Origin of the sequence: Pseudomonas sp. GCM10022186 (genome assembly GCF_042656385.1) — a bacterium.
Lineage (GTDB): Bacteria > Pseudomonadota > Gammaproteobacteria > Pseudomonadales > Pseudomonadaceae > Metapseudomonas.
Genome location: NZ_JBHSOU010000047.1, coordinates 1 through 20148, shown reverse-complemented (window position 1 = coordinate 20148; position 20148 = coordinate 1). Strand labels below are relative to the sequence as shown.

Below are 20148 nucleotides of genomic sequence, written 5' to 3'. Positions count from 1 at the left end.
CTTCACCTCCCCTCGCCCGGAACGCGCGCCAGCTCGCGATCACGCAATTGGCCCTTGAGCACCTTGCCGGAGGCATTGAGCGGCAGGCTCGCAACGAACTCGACACTGCGCGGCACCTTGTAGTTGGCCATCCGCTCGCGGCTCCAGGCGATCAGTTCCTCGACCGCCAGGCCGGCCCCGGGGCGCAGCACCACAAAGGCCCTGCCCACTTCCCCGAGGCGTTCATCGGCCACCCCGATCACCGCGGCCTGGGCCACCGCCGGGTGCTCCATCAGCAGCCTTTCGATCTCCGCCGGATAGCAGTTGAAGCCGCCGACGATGAACATGTCCTTGAGCCGGTCGGTGATCCGCAGGTAACCGCGCTCGTCGAGCACGCCCACGTCACCGGTGTGCAGCCAGCCCTCGGCATCCACCGCCGCGCGGGTGGCCTGCGGGTCGTCGAAGTAGCCCTGCATCAGGTTGTAGCCACGGATCAGCACCTCCCCCGCCTGGCCGGTCGCCACCGGGTTGCCCGCGGCATCCACGCAGCGCACCTCGATGCCTGCCAGCGGCCGGCCGCAGGTGGTGGCCACGGTGACGGCGTCGTCGCCCGGCCGGCAGACGGTCGCCAGGCCGCAGCACTCGGTGAGGCCATAGGCGGTGACGACGCTGGAAAAGCCCAGCTCCGTGCCCATGTGCTCGACCAGCACCGGCGGTACCGAGGCGGCCCCGGTGACCGCGACACGCAGGGACGACAGGTCGAAGTCCCGCCGGCGCGGATGCTCCAGCATGGCCGAATAGAGCGCCGGCGGCCCCGGCAGGAACGTCACGCGGTCCTGCTCCACCCGGCGCAGCACGGCTTCGGCGTCGAAGGTGCGCTCCGGCAGGATGGTGGCGCCGCGGATCAGCGCGGCGAGCCAGCCGGCCTTGAAGCCGAAGCTGTGGAAGAACGGATTGACGATCAGGTAGCGGTCGCCCGCCACCAGGCCGACGATCTCGCTCCAGCTCTCGAACAGCCGCAGGTTCTGGTCATGGGCGCAAAGCACCCCCTTGGGAAAGCCGGTGGTGCCGGAGGTGAACATCAAGTCGGACGGGCTGTCGCCGTCGAGGGCGGCGATCCGCGCCTCGAGCAACGCGTCCGGCACCTGTTCGGCCAGGGCGAGGAAGCCCTGCCAGGTGCAGTCGCCGTCCCGTGCGGACTCCACCACTATGGTCTGTCTCAGGCCGTCCAGCGGCTGCTGCGCCAGCAGGTCGGGATAGTAGCTGCCGAGGAACTCGCCGATGCTGAACAGCACGCTCGCCCCGCTGCGCCTGAGGATATCCGCGGCTTCGGCGCCCTTCATACGGGTACTCAGGGGCACCAGCACGGCGCCGGCCATCAGGCTGCCCAGCGCAGCGACCAGCCACTGATGGCCGTTCGGCGCCCAGATGGCGACGCGCTCCCCCGGATCGAGCCCGAGGGCCAGCAAGGCCCGCCCGGCGACGCGGCCGAGCTGTTCCAGCTCCGCGTAGCTGATCCTGACCGCACCGTCGTCGATGGCGAGGTGCTGCCCATGACGGCGGGCGGACGCCGCCAGGGCGGCGGGAATGCTCTGTGGCTTGGCGGGCAGACTCATGGCTGGCGGTCCTGCGGGTTGGTGCTGTCATCCAGGGCCGGGTAGTCGGTGTAACCACGGGCGCCGGGCGTATAGAGGGTGGCGCGGTCGAAGCCGGCGAGCGCGCGCTGCTGCCGCAGGCGCTGCACCAGGTCGGGGTTGCCGATGAAGTGCCGGGCGAAGGACACCGCCTCTCCCAGGCCGGCCTCGATGGCCTGCGCGGCGCTGGCGCCGTCGAAGCCATCATTGAGGATCAGCGGGCCGCGGAAATGCCGGCGCACCAGGGCGAAGGCATCGAGCCCGGCCTGCGGCGAACGGCTGACCTGGACATAGGCCAGGCCCAACGGGTCCAGGGCATCGAGCAGCGCGCCATAGGTGGCGGCGGGGTCGTCGTCCCGCATGTCGTTGTAGGGGGTGCCGGGGCAGATGCGCAGGCCGATGCGGGCTGCCCCTATGGCCTCGGCCATGGCCTCGAGGGTTTCCACCACGAAGCGGATGCGCTTGTGCAGCGAGCCGCCGTAGCCGTCCTGGCGCTGGTTGCTGCAGGCCAGGAGGAACTGCATCGGCAGGTAACCGCTGCTGCAATGCAGTTCCACGCCGTCGAATCCCGCCTCGCGGGCATTCAGCGCCGCCTGCCGGTATTCCTCTACCACCTTGACGACTTCCGCGGTTTCCAGGGCTCGCGGCAGCTCCATCGGCACCATGCCGTGGCTGTCGCTATACAGGCTGCCCCGCGCGGCGATGGCCGAGGGCGCCAGGGTCTCGGCATTCGCCGCCTTGTTGTGGCGGCTGGCCACGCGGCCCACGTGCATCAGTTGCAGCACCGTGCTCGCCACGCCCTGCTGGCGCACCCGGGCGGTCACCCGGCGCCAGGCCTCGACCTGCTGCGGCGTGGCGATCCCCGGCGTGCGGCAGTAACCCTTGCCGTCCGGGCCGGGATAGGTGCCTTCGGCGATGATCAGGCCGGCATCGGCACGCTGGCCGTAGTAGAGCTCGTGCAACGCGTCCGGGGCGTCGAGGGCGTCGGCGCGGCTGCGGGTCATGGGCGCCATGACGATGCGGTTGGCCAGGCGCAGCTCGCCCAGCTGCACCGGTTCGAACAGTCTGGCGTGGCTGGCTGGGGCGAGGCTCGACATCAGCGCACCCTCACCCGGGGCGCGCTCGATCCGCGCCGCATGCGTTCGAGGAAAGCCTCCAGCGGCGCCGGCTCGGCCACTTCCAGCAGGGCATCACCGGGCTTGTCGCTCCAGAAGGCCTTCCAGCTCGGCCACAGCTCGTGCCAGGAGCCGTCATAGGGCTCGCGGCCCGGCCAGCGCATCTTCTTCTCGCCGATCGGCGGCTTGTTCAGGTCGCTGGCGTAGAGGTAGCACGGCAGGCGGCGGCGGAAGTACCAGCGGCCGTCGATGCGCTGGTAGTCGTCCCAGTAGAGCATCTGCATGATCACCCACTCGGGTCCGGCCTCGTGCTCGTTCTTCGAATAGACCACGCCGCAGGCGTTGTCCGGGTCCTTGAACTCGATGATGTGGCCGCCGATATGGTGCGAGGTGGTGCTGAACTGCAGGCGCAGGGTGTCGTCGATCCAGGCCTTGAGGTGAGCGCGGCCGACCTTGTCCTGGCCCACCTTGATGTCCTCGGGGAACAGCCCGACCCAGGCGTCCAGGTCGCGCATGTCCAGGGCCAGGGCGTACTTGGCCGGCAGCATGCGGATTTCCTCCAGGGACTCCAGGCGGTCCAGCCGGGCCTGCAATGTCTGTTCATTCATGGTGATCGCCCCTCTCAGCGCTGCGAGGAAATGTTGCCGCCGTCGACGACGATTTCCGCGGCGTTGATGTAGCTGGCCTCCTCGGACAGCAGGAAGCGCACCACGCGGCCGATCTCCTGCGCGCGGCCCAGGCGGCCGAGGAGGATGCGCCGCTCGAAATGCCCCGGCCGCGCGGCCACGATCGGCGCCAGCATCGGCGTGAGGATCTGCCCCGGGCTGGCGGGAGAATTCAGCTTGATGTCCATGGGGTCAGGCCTCGCTCGGGGTCGCGCGGATTTCGGTGGAGGTCGCCGAGGTGTAGTCGCTGGCGCCGACGTTGAGTTCGCAGGTCTTGCCGCCGTCGACCACCAGGGTCTGGCCGGTGATGTAGGACGCCTCGTCCGAGGCCAGGAAGAGGATGGCGTTGGCCACTTCCTCGGGCTCGCCGATGCGCTTGAGCGGCACGGCCCGCGCGGTGCCGGCGATGATCTGCTCGCTGCGCATCGCCTCGCGGGTGCCTTCGCTCCAGACCACCCCGGGAATCACCACATTGACGCGGATATTCTCGGGCGCTCCCTCCAGGGCCGCCGCGCGGCTGAAGTTGACCACGCCAGCCTTGGCCGCGCCGTAGGCGCTGAGGCCGGGGCTGCCGAGCAGGCCCACCACCGAGCCCATGTTGATGATGGAGCCGCCCTTGCCCTGCATCACGCGCATGGCCGCGCGGGTGCCGAAGAAGGCGACGTCCAGGCTGCCGCGCAGGCTCTTGTGCCACTCCGCGGTGGAGAGCCCAACCAACGGGCCCCAGGTGTAGTTCACGGCGTTGTTGACCATGATGTCGAAGCGGCCGAAGCGCTCCAGGGTCCTGCTCACGGCGCGATCCACGGCCTGTTCGTCGGTGACGTCGGTCTGCACCCAGTCGGCGTCCCCACCCGCTGCGCGGATCTCTGCCACCACCGCTTCCAGCGGCGCCTGGCGGCGGCCGCAGAGCATCACGCTCGCCCCCTGGGCGGCGAACATCCGCGCCGCCGCGGCGCCGATTCCCGTACCAGCACCGCTGATCAGCGCCACCTTGCCTTGCAGTCGTCCACTCATCTGGATTTGCCTCTCAATGCATCGACATGCCGCCGCTGGCGGCCAGGGTTTGTCCGGTAAAGGCGCTGGATTCGTCGCAGGCCAGGAACAGGCAGGTGCGGGCGATCTCCTCCGGCTCCAGCAGGCGTCCCAGGGGGATGGCGCGCTCCAGGGCCTGCTGCCATTCGCGGGAGATCGACTGCATCAGCGGCGTGCGGGTCGGTCCCGGGCAGATGGTGTTGACCCGGATGCCGCGCGGGCCGAGGTCGCGGGCCAGGCATTTGCCCAGGCCGACCACGGCAGCCTTGGACGCGCAGTAGGCGAGCGGCCCTTCGCCGCTGAAGGCGGACAGGCTGGCGATGTTGATGATCGAGCCGCGGCTGCCGCTGGCGATCATCAGCCGCACCGCCGCGCGGCTGCAGTAGAAGGTGCCGCCCAGGTTGATATCGACGATGCGCTGCCAGCCGGCGTCGGTGAGGTCGACGATCATGTCGGTGAACACGTCGGGCTCCGCCCCTGCCGCCAGCTGTTCATTGCGTTTCGCCAGGCGCTGCTGGTACCGGTCGAAGCCATCCCCCGGGACCTGGCCGAGGCCGGCGTTGTTGACCAGCACGTCGAGACGGCCGTAGCGCTGTTCCACCTCGGCGAACAGCCGCGCCACCGCCGCGCTGTCGGCGATGTCGCAGGCACTGGCCAGGCCGTGCTCGCGCGTCGAAAGTTCCGCCAGGGTGCGCTGCGCCGCCGCTTCATCTATATCCACCACCACCACGCTCGCCCCTTCGGCGGCGAACAGCGCCGCGGTGGCGCGCCCCATTCCCGATCCCGCGCCGGTGACCAGCGCGACCTTGCCCTTGAGCCTCATATCGCTCCCCTCTCTCTTGTCGTTGTGCAATGCCGTGTTCAGATCAGGTGCAGCTGGCTGCGGGCCTGCTCGGGCACCTCGTCGAGCTGGCGCCAGACACCGCCCTTGCACTCGAATACCTTCCGGGTCGGCGCAGGCAGCTCGGCGACATCGGTGTAGAACTGCTCGTACCACTCGCGCAGCTGGTAAACCGGGCCATCGCCGTCGCACAGCACGGGTTTGTCGATGCGGGTCTTGCTGTGCCAGATGGCCACGTCCTGGAAGAACGACTTGTGCGCCTGCTCGGCGTAGCCCTCGGCGATGGCCTGGTTCTGCGCCTCGGACAGCCCCGGCTGCTTGCGCACCTTGATGGCGTAGCGCAGCTCGAAGCTGTTGTGGTCGATCGGCACGTGGCAGTTGAGCAGCAGGGTGTCGACCGTCTGGCCACCGGCCTCGGCAGTCATCCGGGTGATGTGGTAGGCCGGCCCGAAATAGGCGCTGTCGGCGCGCAAGCCCTTGCCGAGCAGCTCGCTGTCCTCGCCCTGGAACATCTGGTAGCCGAGGTGGCCGTCGAAGGTGTTGCAGAAATAGCTGGCCGGGGAACCGTGCACCGGGCCGAAATTCGCGAAGTCGGCGAGGTTGTCCACCAGTTCGCGGCAGTTGGTCTGGATCACCATCTTGCGCATCATCCACTCGGTCCAGTCCTCCGAGTAGCAGGCTTCGATGCGCGGAACTTCCACTGCCGGGTCCGGGGCGCCGCCTTCGGCGTCGTGCCAGACGTAGAGCAGGCGGTTCTTCTCCAGGGTCGGCCAGGCCTTGACCCGCGCCCGCGCCGGCACGCGCTTGCAGTAGGGGATGGATACGCACTTGCCGTCGCTGCCCCACTTCCAATGGTGGAAGGGGCAGACCACGGCGTCGCCCTCGACGTGCCCGCCGGCCAGGTCGGCGCCCATGTGCGGGCAGTAGCCGTCGAGGATGCGCAACGCCCCGTCCTCGCCGCGAAAGGCCACGAGGCGGGTGCCGAAAATGTTCAGCGGGTGGGGTTTGCCATCGGCGTAATCGGCGGCCAGGCCGAGGCAATGCCAGCCCCGGGCGAAGCGCCTTGCGGTTCCTTGGGCGGGAGTCGACCGTTCCATGCTGCTCTCCTGAAGGGTATGGATGTCGACTCGAACTATCGGCCAACGCCGCATCCGCAACATCCCTGCCAGGGACTAGCCCACACGGGTGAGGCCTGGGGTGGAAAGCGCCGCCCCTTCGCCAGGCCCGGCTCCGCTGGTGGACCGGTGAAGCGTGGTCCACCCTACGAAAAGCGGGCCCCGTAGCCTGGATGAAATCCGGGGCCGGGGGGAGTTGTCCCCGGGTTGCATCCGGCTACCGCCCCCTCCAAACCCGCGCAGAACCAGGACCGTAGGGTGCGCCATGCGCACCGAATTCGATGCGCGGGCGTGACGCCGAGTCTGCCGACACCCTTGTCTGGTGCGCGCGGCGCACCCTACGGAGTGGCCTCCGGATAGCTGTCGAGGAATTGGCCGGCGAAGCGCTCCAGCGCAGCGGACGGCAGCCGATTGATGCCGGCGGCGCGCTTGCGCCCTCCTCCCGTTTCGAAGCCCCGACAGAAGGCATCCGCTTCCAGGCTGGCATTGGCCGGCACGCGCAGGCTGAACATCCAGTCGCCATCGGTCCTTGCGCTGAGCAGGCCGAGGGCGCGCCCTGGATCGCGCGCGGCGAGCTGGTTGGCCAGCACGCCGCTGACCCGCCGCGCCCAGGCCTCGGTCGGCAGGCGGTAGAGCGTCGCGCCATTCCCGGCGAACCAGGGCTGCAGGCCGGCCGCAGCCGCCATGTCGGCGGCGTGGCCGGCGCGCAGGCGGGCGAAGCTGGGGCTGAGCCGGATGAAGTCCAGCGGGTTCTCATAAGGCAGCAACTCCGCCGCCAGCATCACCGGATCGAAGTGCAGGTCGTCGAGGCTGTCGCCGTAGGCGTTGTAGTTCAGCAGCAGGCCCAGCTCCTCGAGTGCGCGGACGTCCTCCTCCCCTATCCCGTGCCTCGCGGCCAGGGCCCGCGCCGGCCCCGCCATGCCATCGCCGAAGGCCGCGGCTACGGCCCAGCGGTGGAATCGCCCACCCAGGTAGCGATCCACCAACAGGCTGGTGCAGACGTCCGCGGCCGTGTCGATGAAGGACTCGAAAGCCGGATGTTCCGGCAGGTCGCCGGTGAAGTGATGGTCGAAGTAGCGCACCCGGGCCCCCGCCCCGAGCAGCCGCGCGACATCCGCGCGGTTCTGCTCATGGGCGACGTCCAGCACGGTGACCCGTTCGCCGGGGCCGGCCTGCACCCGCTGCAGCAGAGCGACATCGCGCTTCACCCCGCTGACCAGGCGCACCGCCCCGTCCAGTTCCCCGGCCAGGCGCAACTGCTGCAGGGCGCAGAGGCCGTCGGCATCGCCATTGAAGGCGCAGTGATCGAGCATTTCTCCCTCCCCGCGCTCAGCGCATCAGTTCGCCGCCATTGGCGTCCAGTTGCGCACCGTTGATCGCGCTGGCGTAGTCGGACGCCAGGAACAACGCCGCGCGGGCGCATTCCTCGTCGCCCGGCATGCGCCCGCCGGGAATCCCCGCGCTGAACTCGGCGCGCACCTGCTCCTCGCTGACACCTCGCGCGGCGGCTGCCTGGCGCACATGGGCCTGCACCGGCTCGCCCCACATCCAGCCACAGGCCAGGCCGTTCACCCGCAGGCCATGCTCGGCCAGCTCGTTGGCCAGGTAGCGCACCGCCACCGTCAGGGCACCCTTGGAGATCGCGTAGGCGCCGCCGCCGGCGTAGGGCTGGTGCACGCCGAGGGTGCTGATCATGACAATGGCGCCGGCACGCTGGGCTTTCATCTGCGGCAGCACGGCGCGGGTCAGGTGCAGCGAGCCGAACAGGTTGACGTCCAGCGCCTCCTGCATCAGCTCATCGGTGCTGCCTTCCAGCGGGTCGAATCCACCGTGGGCGTAGGCGCTGTTGACCAGCGCATCGATGCGCCCGAAGCGCGCCACCGTGGCCTCGGCGAAGGCGCGACAGGCCGCCGGGTCACTCACGTCGGTGGATTTCCACAGCACCTGGCAGTCGCTGCCCAGGGCCTGGATCTTCTGTTCGGCCTCGCGCAGGCGCGCCTCGTTGCGGGCGCAGATGGCCACCGCGCGGGCGCCCTCGCGCGCCGCCTCCAGGGCCAGCTTGATGCCCATGCCCGGGCCGATGCCGGAGATCATCACCACCTTGTCTTTCAGCAACATGTTCCTGTCCTCTTGTTGTTATCGATCTGCTGTTCACAGGAGCGAGCCTGATCGCGAATACGGGGCCCCTTCGCGAGCAAGCTCGCTCCTACACAACTATTCATGCCAGGTGGCGGGCGCGGTATTCGCCGTAATCGCGTTGCAGGCGGTCTTCGTCGAGGCCGAAGGCGGCCGCGTCGTACTGGTGGGCGGCGCGCTTGTCGCGGCCGTTTTCCTTCAGCCAGGCCTCCATGGCGGCGCGCACGGCGGGCGTCAGTTCGAGCCCGGCGAAGCGGTAGATGCGCTGGACCACGCCGAGGGCATCGCTGACCGTGTCTTCGAAATGCACATCGAGGAAGGCCTCGCCGGGCGCGTCATCGCGCACCGCCATGCTGTGGCGCAGGGCGCGGGCCATGCGGCTGTTCCACTGTTCGCCGACCTGGGCCGGGTCAGCCTGGTCGCTGTAGATCTGCCAGAGGGTATGGATGAAGCTGGCCAGCGACGGAATGGTCTTGCCCGGGTCGCGGTGGGTGAGGATCACCTGGGCGCGCGGGAACACCTTGAGAAGCAATTCCAGGGTGTGCAGGTGCTGCGGGCTCTTCAGCAGCCAGCGGCGTCCGGGGGCGATGCCGCGGCGTGCCTGCTGCCATTGCAGGAACTGCAGCATCTTCTTCAGGTAGGCATAGACCTGGGTCTGGTCCTGGCGATCCAGCCAGGCGGTGTAGGCCGGCACGTTGACGTAGGAGTCCATGGCGCAGAGGAAGGAGTGTTCCATGAGCATGAACTCCTCGTCCGGCTGCTCGGCGTCCAGCGGGTGGATGGCGAGGATCTGCGGGACGAACTCGATCATCGCCGCGACCTCGGCCCGCGCCCTGCCGATCCGCTCCCCTGGCTGTTCCAGTGGTTCCCCGGGCAACGGCGCCGGATAGCGGGTTTCCCACCACTGCGCCTTGCTGAACTGCGGGTCCACCGCCAGCAGGCGCTGCAGCAAGGTGGTGCCGGTGCGCGGCAGGCCGACTATCACCAGCGGGTCGTCCACGCGCTGCTGGAGGATCTCGGGATGACGCTTGCAGTGGTCTTCGATCACCAGGCGGTTGGCCAGCTGCGCCACCAGCTTTTCCCGCAGCAGGGTGCGGCCCTGCTCGGAGAGCCGGGCTTCTTCGTGCAGGGCCCGCTCCAGCACCCGCAATGCCTCGCGGAAGTCACCTGGGCCGAAATCATCGAGGCCGCCGGCGCGGGCGCTGGCCTCGGCCAGCAGGCTGTCGAGGGCGAAATCGCCGCCCGAGGTGTTGGGATGGTTCATTGCAGCTCCTTCAGGTGGTCGAGCTTGACCACGCGGGTGGTGGGATGGACCGGACGCTCGGCACCGACCCAGCGCAGGCAGTAGGTACCGTCGGCATGGCCGGCGGTCTCCAGCCAGTTCGGCAGGCCCGGGTCGCGGCGGCTCAGCACCAGGCGCACGCCACCCCGGTCGTCCAGGCGCGCCGAGTGCTTGTTCAGGCAGATGCGGTGATGGCGGTAGTCCAGGGATTCCATCCAGTAGTTGTTGATCTGCAGGTTCCAGAAGTCGCAGTCGGGCACCTGGTCGACTTCGATCAACAGCGCCTCGTCGTCCGCCAGGGACCAGTAACCGTGGTAGTAGAAGATGTTCGGGTCGCCGCCCACGGCCTGGCACAGGGCCTGGTCCGCCGGTGGCAGCTGATTGGTATGGGCCTGGTAGCCCTGGGCCCAATCGGCGAACAGCCGGGCGGTGTTCTCGACGAAGCTGGCGACCCGCCCGAGGCTCTGGTGCAAGCGCTCGGCGCTCAGGGGGTCCGGTTGCTGCTGGCTGTCCAGGCGCTCGATGCGCAGTTGCGCGGGCTGCTCGCTGGCGCGGTCGAGGAAGGTCTGGCGCACGATCAGCGCATTGCTCTCGGGCTCCAGGCGCACCCAGTTGCCGCTGGCGGGGCGCTCCTGGCCGAGGATGATCTCGAAGCTGCCATCGGCCTCCAGCTGCAGCTGGCTGGCGTCGAGAAAGCCGGTCTGGATCATCTTGCCGTCGCTTTCGTAGCCGCCCTTCTGGGTGCCGAAGCTGAGGTAGGACACGCTGCCGCGACGGCCGCTGACACGGTACTGATGCTGGCCGTTGAGGCGTGCGTACTGGTACAGGTTGTCCGGGTTGTCGGCGCCGATCTTGGCCGTCTCGTGGGACGGCGAGAAGAAGCCGGGAAAGTCCGGGTCGGCGAACTCCAGGTGCATTTCCAGGGCGATGCGCAGCAAGCGGGTGAGGTAGCGGAAACCCTCCGCCCGGGTCTGCGCATCGGCGGGTGCTTCCGCCCGCAGGATCTGCTCGCCGCAGCGCTTGAGCTGGTCGCAGAAATCGCTCCAGACCTGCCCGGTCACTACCTGCTGTTCGATTCCATCTGTCGACATTTCGGTCTCCTCTGGTCCGGCGGAACGCCCCGCCGCTTGAGGCACCTTAGGGAGGCGGAGGGCCCGGATTCTTCGTCTGAGCGGACTAAACAGGGGATGGGCGACTTCGTAGGATGGGTGGAGCAACGCGATACCCATCCTACGGATAAGCGACGCGCGGGGGTTCTAGTCCACCCGGACGAGGAAGCCGGCGCGGCGTGCGCGGAGCATCGGCCGGATCGGCGCCGCGCGGTGCGGCGCCCGTTTCCGAGGAATCCCCGATGCATGACGAAAAGAACCTGGTCCGCTCGCTGACCGTGGACATCGCCGCCCCCGCCGAGCTGGTCTGGTCGGTGCTGGTCGACCTCACGCGCTATCCCGAATGGAACCCCTTCACCGTCAAGGTGGAGTCGAGCTTGCGCCTGGGCGAGCCGGTGAACCTGTACCTGCCCAATCCCGCCAGCCCCGGCGAGCTGGTGCACGTGGTCGAGCAACTGGTGGCCTTCGAGCCGGCGCGCCTGCTGTCCTGGGAAATGTTCGCCAGCGCCAGCAACCCCGACGCCGCGCGTCGCGACCAGGTGATCGAAGCCACCGGCGCGGCGAGCTGCCGCTACTACACCACCGACCAGTTCCTCGGCCCGACTGCCGACCAGGTGATGGAACTGCACGGCCCCTGGGTCAAGCAGGGCTTCGATGCGGTGGCCCTGGCGGTGAAGGCGCGGGCCGAATCCCTGTTCGCCGCCAGCCGCTGAAACCTTGTCCGGTCGGACGAAGAACCCGGAGCAACGCATTCCCTACCGTGGAAAAAAGCCGGCCCGCTCCATGCGGCGCCGGCCCCAACCAACGGAGGCAAGCGATGCTCACACACCTAGAACGGCTGGAAGCGGAAAGCGTCCAGATCATCCGCGAAGTGGTCGCCGAGTGTGAAAACCCGGTGATGCTCTACTCCATCGGCAAGGACAGCGCGGTGATGCTGCACCTGGCGATGAAGGCTTTCGCACCGGGCAAGCCGCCCTTCCCCCTGCTGCACGTGGACACCACCTGGAAGTTCCGCGAGATGATCGACTTCCGCGACCGGACCGCCCAGCGCCTCGGCCTGGAGCTGCTGGTGCACGTCAACCCGGAGGGCGTCGAGCGCGAGATCAACCCCTTCACCCATGGCTCGGCGCTGCACACCGACATCTGGAAGACCCAGGGCCTGAAGCAGGCCCTGGACCTGCACGGCTTCGATGCGGCCTTCGGCGGGGCGCGGCGCGACGAGGAAAAATCGCGGGCCAAGGAACGGGTGTTCTCGATCCGCTCCGAGCAGCACCGCTGGGACCCGAAGCAGCAGCGCCCGGAGTTGTGGCGCCTGTACAACACGCGCAAGCGCAAGGGCGAGAGCCTGCGGGTGTTCCCGCTGTCGAACTGGACCGAGCTGGACATCTGGCAATACATCTACCTGGAGCAGATCCCCATAGTGCCGCTGTATTTCGCCAGCGAACGCCCGGTGGTGCGCCGTGACGGCACCCTGATCATGGTGGACGACGAACGCCTGCCGCTGCTGCCCGGCGAGACGCCGGAACTGCGCAAGGTGCGCTTCCGCACCCTGGGCTGCTACCCGCTCACCGGCGCCATCGACAGCGAGGCCGACAGCCTGCCGGCGATCATCCAGGAAATGCTGGTGAGCCGGACCTCGGAACGCCAGGGCCGCCTGATCGACAGCGATTCGGCCGGCTCCATGGAGAAGAAGAAGCAAGAGGGGTACTTCTGATGAACGCGATATCCAACCTGGACCAGTACCTGCAGCAGCAACAGCGCAAGGACCTGCTGCGCTTCATCACCTGCGGCAGCGTCGACGACGGCAAGAGCACCCTGATCGGGCGCCTGCTCTACGAAACCAAGGTGCTCTTCGAAGACCAGCTCGGCCAGCTGGAAGCGGACTCGAAGAAGCTCGGCACCCAGGGCGGCGAGTTGGACTTCGCCCTGCTGGTGGATGGCCTGGCCGCCGAGCGCGAACAGGGCATCACCATCGATGTCGCCTACCGCTTCTTCGCCACCGACAAGCGCAAGTTCATCGTCGCCGACACCCCCGGCCACGAGCAGTACACCCGCAACATGGTCACCGGCGCCTCCACCGCCGACCTCGCGGTGATCCTCATCGACGCTCGCCAGGGCCTGCTGCCGCAGACCCGCCGGCACAGCTACCTGGTGTCCCTGCTGGGCATCCGCCAGGTGCTGGTGGCGGTGAACAAGATGGACCTGATGGACTATTCGGAAACGGTGTTCCGCGATATCGAGGCCGAGTACCGCGATTTCGCCGCCAGGCTCGGCCTGACCGACATTCAGTGCATCCCCCTTTCCGCGCTCAAGGGCGACAATCTGCTGGAGCGCAGCGCCGAGATGCCCTGGTACCAGGGCCCCAGCCTGCTGCAGCACCTGGAAAGCGTGCCCCTGGACGACAGCCGGGCGAGCCGCGCGCCCTTCCGCCTGCCGGTGCAGTGGGTCAACCGGCCCAACCTCGACTTTCGCGGTTACTCGGGCAACGTGGCCGCCGGCAGCATCCGCGTTGGCGACCCCATCCGCGTGCTGCCTTCGGGCAAGCAGAGCCGCGTGAGCGGCATCCTCGGCCTGGCCGGCGAACAGCAGGAAGCGCTCTGTGGCCAGGCGGTGACCCTGACCCTGGAAGACGAGATCGACATCAGCCGCGGCGACCTGATCGCCCTGGCCGATGCGCCGCCGGCGGTGGCCGACCAGTTCGAGGCGACCCTGGTATGGATGGGCGAGGAGCCCATGCTGCCCGGCCGCCCCTACCTGATGAAGATCGGCAGCCGGACCCTGGGCATGAGCTGCGCCACCCTCAAGCACAAGGTCGAGGTCAACAGCCTGGAGCAGCTGGCGGCCAGGACCCTGGAGCTGAACGAGATCGGCGTGTGCAACCTCGGCCTGGACCAGCCCATCGCCTTCGATCCCTACGGGGACAACCGCGATACCGGCGGCTTCATCGTCATCGACCGGCTGACCAACCAGACCGTGGGCGCCGGCATGCTGCACTTCGCCCTGCGCCGGGCGCAGAACGTGCACTGGCAGGCCATCGACGTCGACGGCCAGGCCCGGGCCGCGCTGAAGGGGCAGACCGCCCGCGTGCTCTGGTTCACCGGACTCTCCGGGGCGGGCAAGTCGACCATCGCCAACCTGGTGGAGCGCAAGCTGCACGCCCTGGGCAGGCACACCTACCTGCTCGACGGCGACAACGTGCGCCACGGCCTGAACCGCGACCTGGGCTTCAGCGAGGCCGACCGCGTGGAGAACATCCGCCGGGTGGCCGAAGTGGCGCGGCTGATGCTGGATGCCGGGCTGATCACCCTGGTGTCCTTCATCTCGCCGTTCCGTGCCGAGCGGGAACTGGCCCGCAGCCGGGCCGGCGAAGGCGCCTTCCTGGAGATCTTCATCGACACACCGCTGGAACTGGCCGAGCGGCGCGACCCCAAGGGCCTGTACCAGAAGGCCCGCCGCGGTGAACTGAAGAACTTCACCGGCATCGACTCGCCCTACGAGCCGCCGCTGGCGCCGGATATCCACATCGACACCAGCCGCGAGTCGGCGCAAGCGGCCGCCGAGCGCATCGTCGAGTACCTGCTGGGGCTCTGACGACATCACCGACGGTGAGGCACTCCGTAGGAGCGAGCTCTGCTCGCGAAGGCTCCGCGCTCGAGCATTCGCGAGCAAAGCTCGCTCCCACAAGGTTTCAGCGCCGGGAAACCGAGAGCAAGCAGGCTCGCACCTAGGCCGAACGGACGATTTATCCACAGCCCCGACGGCCAATACTCGGCCCATCCAGCCCGACAACCACAACAAGCGAGGCGCGGATGCACAACCTCGAACACGCCCACGAACTGGCGGGGATCGGCGCCCGCGAACTCAGCGAACTGCTGGCCCTGACCTATCGCGGCCCATTGGAGCCCACTCCCTGGGCGAGCCTGCTGGAAGCGCTGCGCCAGCGCCTGGACGCGAGTTTTCTCACCCTGGTGCTGCGCAACCCCGCCCACGAGCGGCCGGGGCTGATCGTCAACGCCTCGATCCATGGGCCGCACCTGCCGGGCGAGCCCTCCTACAGCGAGCACTACTACTCGATCTGCCCCTTCCTCGACTGGCCCGCCGACCAAGTGGCCAGCGCCGACGAAGTCATGGGCAGCGACGCCTGGCAGGCCCACGACTTCTACCGCAACTACCTGCAGCCCCTCGACCTGCGCTACGTGCTGGTGGCCAACATGCGCACCGCCGCCGGCATGCACTGCGCGCTGTTCGCCTGCCGTGGACACAACGGCCAGGACTTCGACGCCGGCGAGATGGCGCTGATCCGCCTGCTGCAACCCCACCTGCAACAGGCAGTGGACCTGCATTCGACGGTGGACGAACTGGATTCGGAGCGCCTGCTCTATGCCGCCACCATCGACAGGCTGCTGGTGGGCACCGTGATCCTCGACGAAGCCGGCAAGGTGATGCGCAGCAACCAGGCGGCGCAACGCCTGTTCGCCGCCCGTGATGGCGTCGAATGCCGGCAGGAGAAGCTCCATGCCTTCGCCGGCCAGGACAATCGCAACCTGCAACGGGCCATCCTCGCCGTGCTGCAGCACCACCAGCACGGCAAGGACGACTGCGTCGAGGTGCTGACCCTGGCGCGCCCCACGGGAGAAGTGCCGCTCAATGTGCTGCTGCGCCCCATCGCCCTGAACTACGAAGGCCAGGGCACCGACAGGAGGCCAGCGGTGGCGGTATTCATCCGCGACCCGAGCGATTCGCCGCAGGCCTCGCGACGCCTGTTGCGCAGCCTGTTCCAGCTGACCCGCACGGAAACCGAAGTGGCGATGCTGATGATGGACGGCCTGACCCTCGACGAAAGCGCCGAACGCCTCGGCGTGTCACGCAATACCGTACGCGCGCACCTGCGCGGCGTGTTCGCCAAGACCGGCGCGACCCGCCAGGCGCAACTGGTGAAGACCCTGCTCAACAGCGTCGCCTCGCTGGCCTGAACGAGTCTCCGTGCGGTAATCGATGCAAATGGAGCAACTGATCCGGCTTTTTCTGGATCACCGACTGGCTCGTGATAAAACGCCTAGCCCGTTCGAACGATGAGCGGGTCGACCATCCGGGCAAGGCTGTATGCCCGGACCAGCCGATGTCTCGCAACGGCGCACGACTCATGCGACGCGTGAAGGGTGAATAACAACTATGAATGCATCCGACTTTTCCCTCGATGATCTCAGCCAGCTCATCGAGGAGATCTACCAAGGGGCCCGTGAAGAACTGCCCTGGCAGCGCAGTCTCGAGACGCTGCGAACGGTACTGCGGGCCAACTACGTCACCCTGATCCTGCGCCCCAGCGCACCGGGAGACCCGGGCTTCATGGTCAACGCGGGCCCTGTCGAGACCTGGGCGATATCCGCCTACAGCGACACCTACTATGCCCTGGACCCCTTCGTCGGCCTGCCGGAAGGCGAAGTCCATACCGTGGCTGAACTCCTCGGCGAGGAGCGCTGGCGCCAATCGGCCTTCTATCTGAACTTCAATGCGCCACTGGATGTGTTCCATATCATGGGCGCCGACCTGCACATGCCGGATGGCATCGAATGCCGTCTGCGTATCTGCCGGCCCCACCAGGGGCGCCCGTTCAATGCCCAGGACAAGGCCTTCTGTGCACGCCTGCTGTCGCACCTGCAGCGGGCCGTCAACCTGCACGGCCAGCTCAAGCGCAGCGAAGTCCAACGCCAGCTCTACGCCTCGGCCGTCGAGCGCATGCAGATCGGTACCATCATCCTCGACAACAATCTCCAGGTGCTGGAGACCAACCAGGCCGCCTGCGAACTGCTGGGTGAGAACGATGGCCTGAGCCTGTCCAGCGGACGCCTCGGTGCGACCTACCGGCGCGACAACCAGGCCTTGCAGCGCCTGGTCAGGCTGGCCCTGGAAGAGCGCCAGAAGGCAGGCCCGCAGATCGCCGAGGCCATCACCCTGCAGCGGCCCTCCGGCCGCAGCAGCCTGGGCGTGGTGGTGCAAAGCCTGCCGCGGGAGGAAAGCCTGGAAGGCAGGCACCCGGCGGTGGCGGTGTTCCTGCGTGATCCGGAGCGCAGGGCCCCCGTGCAACAGCAGCCGCTGCGCCAACTGTTCGGTTTCACCCCCGCCGAGGCCGCCCTGGCCATCCAGCTGGCCCATGGCGACACACTGGATGAAGCCGGTGCCCGCCTGAACATCCGGCGCAACACGGTGAAGGCCCACCTGCGGGCGATCTTTTCCAAGGCCGGCGTCACCCGCCAGAGCGAGCTGGCCTACGTCCTGCACAACAGTGTGGCGGTGCTGGGCGGCAGTGCGGCGGACGCTGGAAGCTAGAGGGGTCTGTAGATCGGTTGTGGGGGCGAATTCATTCGCGAACCGGACCGCAGGTTCGGCCTGAGCGTCAGATTGGGGCTGCTGCGCAGCCCTTGGCGAATGAATTCGCCCCCACAGAAAAACCGTTCGATGCCTAGCCTGACGCCGTGCCTACCGCCCTACCCCGCCAGGTTGCGCAGGGCGTCCTTGGTCACCTTGCCGGCCGCATTGAGCGGCATGGCGTCGACCAGCAGCGCGCGACGGGGCACCTTGTAGTTGGCCATCTGTTCGCGGCACCAGGCCAGGAAGGCCCGGGTGTCCACCGACTGTCCCGCGGCGGGTAGCAGGAAGGCCATGGCCACTTCGCCCAGGCGCTCGTCGGGAATGCCGATGACCGCGGCCTGGGCCACCCCCGGATAGCGCAGGATGACCTGCTCGATCTCCGCCGGATAGACGTTGAAGCCGCCGGTGATGAACATGTCCTTGAGCCGGTCGGTGATGCGCAGGTAACCATCCTCGTCGAGCACGCCGACATCGCCGGTGTGCAGCCAGCCCTCGGCATCGATGGCCTCGGCCGTGGCCTCGGGGTTGTTGAAGTAGCCCTTCATCAGGTTGTAGCCGCGTACCAGCAACTCCCCTGGCTCGCCGGGCGGCACCGGGTTGCCGGCACCATCCACGCAACGGACCTCCACATCGGGGAAAGCACGGCCCGAGGTGGTGGCCACCCGCTCGGCGGCATCCCCCGGTCGGCAGATGGTGACGAAGCCGCAGGCCTCGGTGAGGCCGTAGGCGGTGACTATGGTCTCGAAGCCCAGCTCGCTGCCCATGCGCCGGACCATTTCCACCGGCACCGAGGCGGCGCCCGTCACCGCCACGCGCAGGCTGGACAGGTCGTAGTCCCGGCGACCGGGGTGGCTGAGGATCGACTGGTACAGGGTCGGCGGGCCGGGCAGCACGGTGACGCGCTCGCGGGCGACGCGCTCCAGCATCACCGGCACATCGAACACCTGCTGCGGCAGGATGCAGCAGCCGCGCATCAGCGCCGCCAGCCAGCCGGCCTTGTAGCCGAAGCTGTGGAAGAAGGGGTTGACGATCAGGTAACGGTCCCCGGCGCGCAGGCCGACCATGGCGCTCCAGTCGCGGACGATGCGCAGGTTCTGGCCATGGGCGGTCATCACGCCCTTTGGCTTGCCGGTGGTGCCGGAGGTGAACAGCAGGTCCGACAGGCTGTTCTCGTGCACCTCGCTCTCGCGCACCGCGAGTTCCGCAGGAGAGACCTCGGCGCCGAGGGCCAGGAAGGCGTCCCAGCCCAGACAGCCGATGGCCTCGCCGCGCAGGCAGACGCGATGGCGGAGGTCCGGCAGCGCCTCGCCGGCCAACAGCGCCGGGTAGTCGGTGCCGAGGAATTCGCCGATGACGAACAGCAGCCGGGCACCGCTCTCGCGCAGGATGAAGCCGGCCTCGGCACCCTTCATCCGGGTGTTCAACGGCACCAGCACGGCGCCGACGCTTTGCAGGGCGACAGCGGCGACTATCCACTCGTGGATGTTCGGTGCCCAGATGGCGACCCGCTCGCCGACCTGCAGCTCCAGCGCCAGCAAGGCACGGGCGGCCTGGCGGCGCAGCTGGTCGAGGCGCTGGTAGCTGATGCGGGTGCTGTCGTCCTCGATGGCCATCGACTCGCCGTAACGGGTCGCGGCGGCGGCCAGCAGTTCAGGAATGGTCAGGGCGCTTTCCAGGTCGGTCATGGGCTTTTCTCGGGGCGCAACGGGACAACGGCCGGGAAGACCCGGCCGTGGTGGGAATCTGAAATCAGGCTTGCGGCGGCGCGAAGCGGCGGCCGGCGGAGAAGCCGCCGTCCACGGCGATCATCTGGCCGCTGACGAAGGAGGAATCGTCGGAGGCGAGGAACAGCGCCACGCCGGCCACCTCCTCCGGCTGCCCGGCCCGGCACAGCATGTGCTGCGAAGCGAAATAGGCGTGGAACTCCTTCTGCTCCTTGACCATCTGCGTCATGGGGGTATCGATCAGGCCCGGGCACAGGCCGTTGACGCGGATGTTGGCGTAGCCGTAGTCGATGGCCATGGAGCGGGTGAGCTGGCTGATACCGCCCTTGGCAGTGTTGTAGGCGGCGTTGCCGTCGCAACCCTGGAGGCCGAAGATCGAGCCGAAGTTGATGATCGAGCCGCTGCGCTGGGCGATCATCTGCGGCACCACATGCTTGCTGGTCAGCATGCTGCCGGTGAGGTGGCTATCCAGCACCCGGCGCCACTCCTCGGTGCTGGTCTCGGTGATGCTGCCACGGCTGGCGATGCCGGCGGCGTTGACCAGGGCGTCGATGCGGCCGAAGCGGGCGATCACGTCCTGCATCACCTCCTGGACCCTGGCCTCGTCGCGCACGTCCAGGGTCATGAACAGCGGCGCGGGCTGCAGGCCTTCCAGGCTGGCGACCGCATCGGCACGCGGCTCGCCGAGATCCAGCCCGACCACCTGCGCGCCTTCCTCGGCGAAACGGCGTACACAAGCCAGACCGATACCCGATGCACCGCCGGTGATGACGGCGACCTTGTTCGCAAGACGTGCCATGGTGATTCCTCGCTCTTGTTCTAATGGGAGTGGAGCCTGCGTCGCAGTCTAACCCCGGTGGGTCAGCCTGTTGATCGTCCGTTGGGACTACGCCCTGGCGCATTGTGGGAGCGATTTCAATCGCGAAAGCCGCATAGCGGCCGTAGGGTGGATCACGCTTTACCGATCCACCACCGACGCCCACCGGAAACACCCCCGGTGGAAGTGAAAAGCGACTTCCACCCTACACACTGCGCCACCGGGTGATCGAGTAGGAGGTGGGGTCGCCCCCACCGTCCTCTCACACCACCGTACGTACGGTTCCGTATACGGCGGTTCAGGTCATACGGCTAAGCCGATTGATCGTAT

At 68.0% G+C, this 20148-nt stretch carries 18 protein-coding genes; 5 read left to right on the top strand and 13 right to left on the bottom strand.

The window, feature by feature from the left end; all coding sequences use genetic code 11:
* Positions 1-2 precede the first annotated feature (2 nt).
* From ACFPU0_RS16745 to ACFPU0_RS16695, 11 genes are all read right to left on the bottom strand, one after another.
* Positions 3-1595, bottom strand: coding sequence for a FadD3 family acyl-CoA ligase (locus tag ACFPU0_RS16745; RefSeq protein ID WP_377694352.1), 1593 nt, complete (start codon positions 1593-1595; stop codon positions 3-5).
* On the bottom strand, positions 1592-2710 hold the full coding sequence (locus ACFPU0_RS16740; RefSeq protein ID WP_377694351.1) for an alkene reductase: 1119 nt from the start codon (positions 2708-2710) through the stop codon (positions 1592-1594). Before ACFPU0_RS16740 ends, ACFPU0_RS16745 begins: the two co-directional genes overlap by 4 nt.
* The gene (locus ACFPU0_RS16735) at positions 2710-3336 is read right to left on the bottom strand and encodes a nuclear transport factor 2 family protein (RefSeq protein WP_377694349.1); all 627 of its coding nucleotides are present in this window, start codon (positions 3334-3336) and stop codon (positions 2710-2712) included. The genes ACFPU0_RS16740 and ACFPU0_RS16735 overlap by 1 nt, the downstream gene beginning before the upstream one ends.
* Before the next feature lie 14 nt (positions 3337-3350).
* The gene (locus ACFPU0_RS16730; RefSeq protein ID WP_377694348.1) at positions 3351-3581 is read right to left on the bottom strand and encodes an SDR family oxidoreductase; all 231 of its coding nucleotides are present in this window, start codon (positions 3579-3581) and stop codon (positions 3351-3353) included.
* Between the two features lie 4 nt (positions 3582-3585).
* Positions 3586-4407: an SDR family NAD(P)-dependent oxidoreductase gene (locus tag ACFPU0_RS16725; protein ID WP_377694347.1), complete on the bottom strand. Its 822-nt coding sequence runs from the start codon at positions 4405-4407 to the stop codon at positions 3586-3588.
* Between the two features lie 13 nt (positions 4408-4420).
* The gene (locus ACFPU0_RS16720; protein ID WP_377694346.1) at positions 4421-5248 is read right to left on the bottom strand and encodes an SDR family NAD(P)-dependent oxidoreductase; all 828 of its coding nucleotides are present in this window, start codon (positions 5246-5248) and stop codon (positions 4421-4423) included.
* Positions 5249-5286: 38 nt separating this feature from the next.
* The gene (locus ACFPU0_RS16715) at positions 5287-6363 is read right to left on the bottom strand and encodes a Rieske 2Fe-2S domain-containing protein (protein WP_377694345.1); all 1077 of its coding nucleotides are present in this window, start codon (positions 6361-6363) and stop codon (positions 5287-5289) included.
* A 356-nt stretch (positions 6364-6719) separates the two neighbouring features.
* A complete protein-coding gene (locus tag ACFPU0_RS16710; protein ID WP_377694343.1) occupies positions 6720-7694 on the bottom strand; it encodes an acetyltransferase in 975 nt (324 codons plus the stop codon).
* Between the two features lie 16 nt (positions 7695-7710).
* A complete protein-coding gene (locus ACFPU0_RS16705; RefSeq protein ID WP_377694342.1) occupies positions 7711-8499 on the bottom strand; it encodes an SDR family oxidoreductase in 789 nt (262 codons plus the stop codon).
* Positions 8500-8599: 100 nt separating this feature from the next.
* Entirely contained in the window at positions 8600-9781 is a 1182-nt protein-coding gene (locus ACFPU0_RS16700; protein WP_377694341.1) for a sulfotransferase family protein, read from the bottom strand.
* Entirely contained in the window at positions 9778-10890 is a 1113-nt protein-coding gene (locus ACFPU0_RS16695; RefSeq protein ID WP_377694340.1) for a DUF1214 domain-containing protein, read from the bottom strand. The genes ACFPU0_RS16700 and ACFPU0_RS16695 overlap by 4 nt, the downstream gene beginning before the upstream one ends.
* A gap of 260 nt (positions 10891-11150) precedes the next feature.
* On the opposite strand from ACFPU0_RS16695, the gene ACFPU0_RS16690 reads away from it, so the two are divergent.
* The 5 genes from ACFPU0_RS16690 to ACFPU0_RS16670 all read left to right on the top strand — a co-directional run bounded on the left by ACFPU0_RS16690 (position 11151) and on the right by ACFPU0_RS16670 (position 17235).
* Positions 11151-11621, top strand: a complete 471-nt coding sequence (locus tag ACFPU0_RS16690) for an SRPBCC domain-containing protein (protein WP_377694339.1) — start codon at positions 11151-11153, stop codon at positions 11619-11621.
* A gap of 47 nt (positions 11622-11668) precedes the next feature.
* The gene (cysD, locus tag ACFPU0_RS16685; RefSeq protein WP_377694337.1) at positions 11669-12622 is read left to right on the top strand and encodes a sulfate adenylyltransferase subunit CysD; all 954 of its coding nucleotides are present in this window, start codon (positions 11669-11671) and stop codon (positions 12620-12622) included.
* Entirely contained in the window at positions 12622-14499 is a 1878-nt protein-coding gene (cysN, locus tag ACFPU0_RS16680) for a sulfate adenylyltransferase subunit CysN (protein WP_377694336.1), read from the top strand. The genes cysD and cysN overlap by 1 nt, the downstream gene beginning before the upstream one ends.
* Before the next feature lie 218 nt (positions 14500-14717).
* Complete coding sequence (locus ACFPU0_RS16675) at positions 14718-15881, top strand: helix-turn-helix transcriptional regulator (RefSeq protein ID WP_377694334.1); 1164 nt, start codon at positions 14718-14720, stop codon at positions 15879-15881.
* Positions 15882-16080: 199 nt separating this feature from the next.
* Entirely contained in the window at positions 16081-17235 is a 1155-nt protein-coding gene (locus ACFPU0_RS16670; RefSeq protein ID WP_377694333.1) for a helix-turn-helix transcriptional regulator, read from the top strand.
* A 158-nt stretch (positions 17236-17393) separates the two neighbouring features.
* On the opposite strand, the gene ACFPU0_RS16665 is transcribed toward ACFPU0_RS16670, so the two are convergent.
* Together ACFPU0_RS16665 and ACFPU0_RS16660 are read right to left on the bottom strand one after the other, a co-directional pair.
* A complete protein-coding gene (locus ACFPU0_RS16665; protein WP_377694332.1) occupies positions 17394-18962 on the bottom strand; it encodes a FadD3 family acyl-CoA ligase in 1569 nt (522 codons plus the stop codon).
* Between the two features lie 64 nt (positions 18963-19026).
* Positions 19027-19800 (bottom strand): SDR family NAD(P)-dependent oxidoreductase, encoded by a 774-nt coding sequence (locus ACFPU0_RS16660; protein WP_377694331.1) that lies wholly within the window; start codon positions 19798-19800, stop codon positions 19027-19029.
* Positions 19801-20148 lie beyond the last annotated feature (348 nt).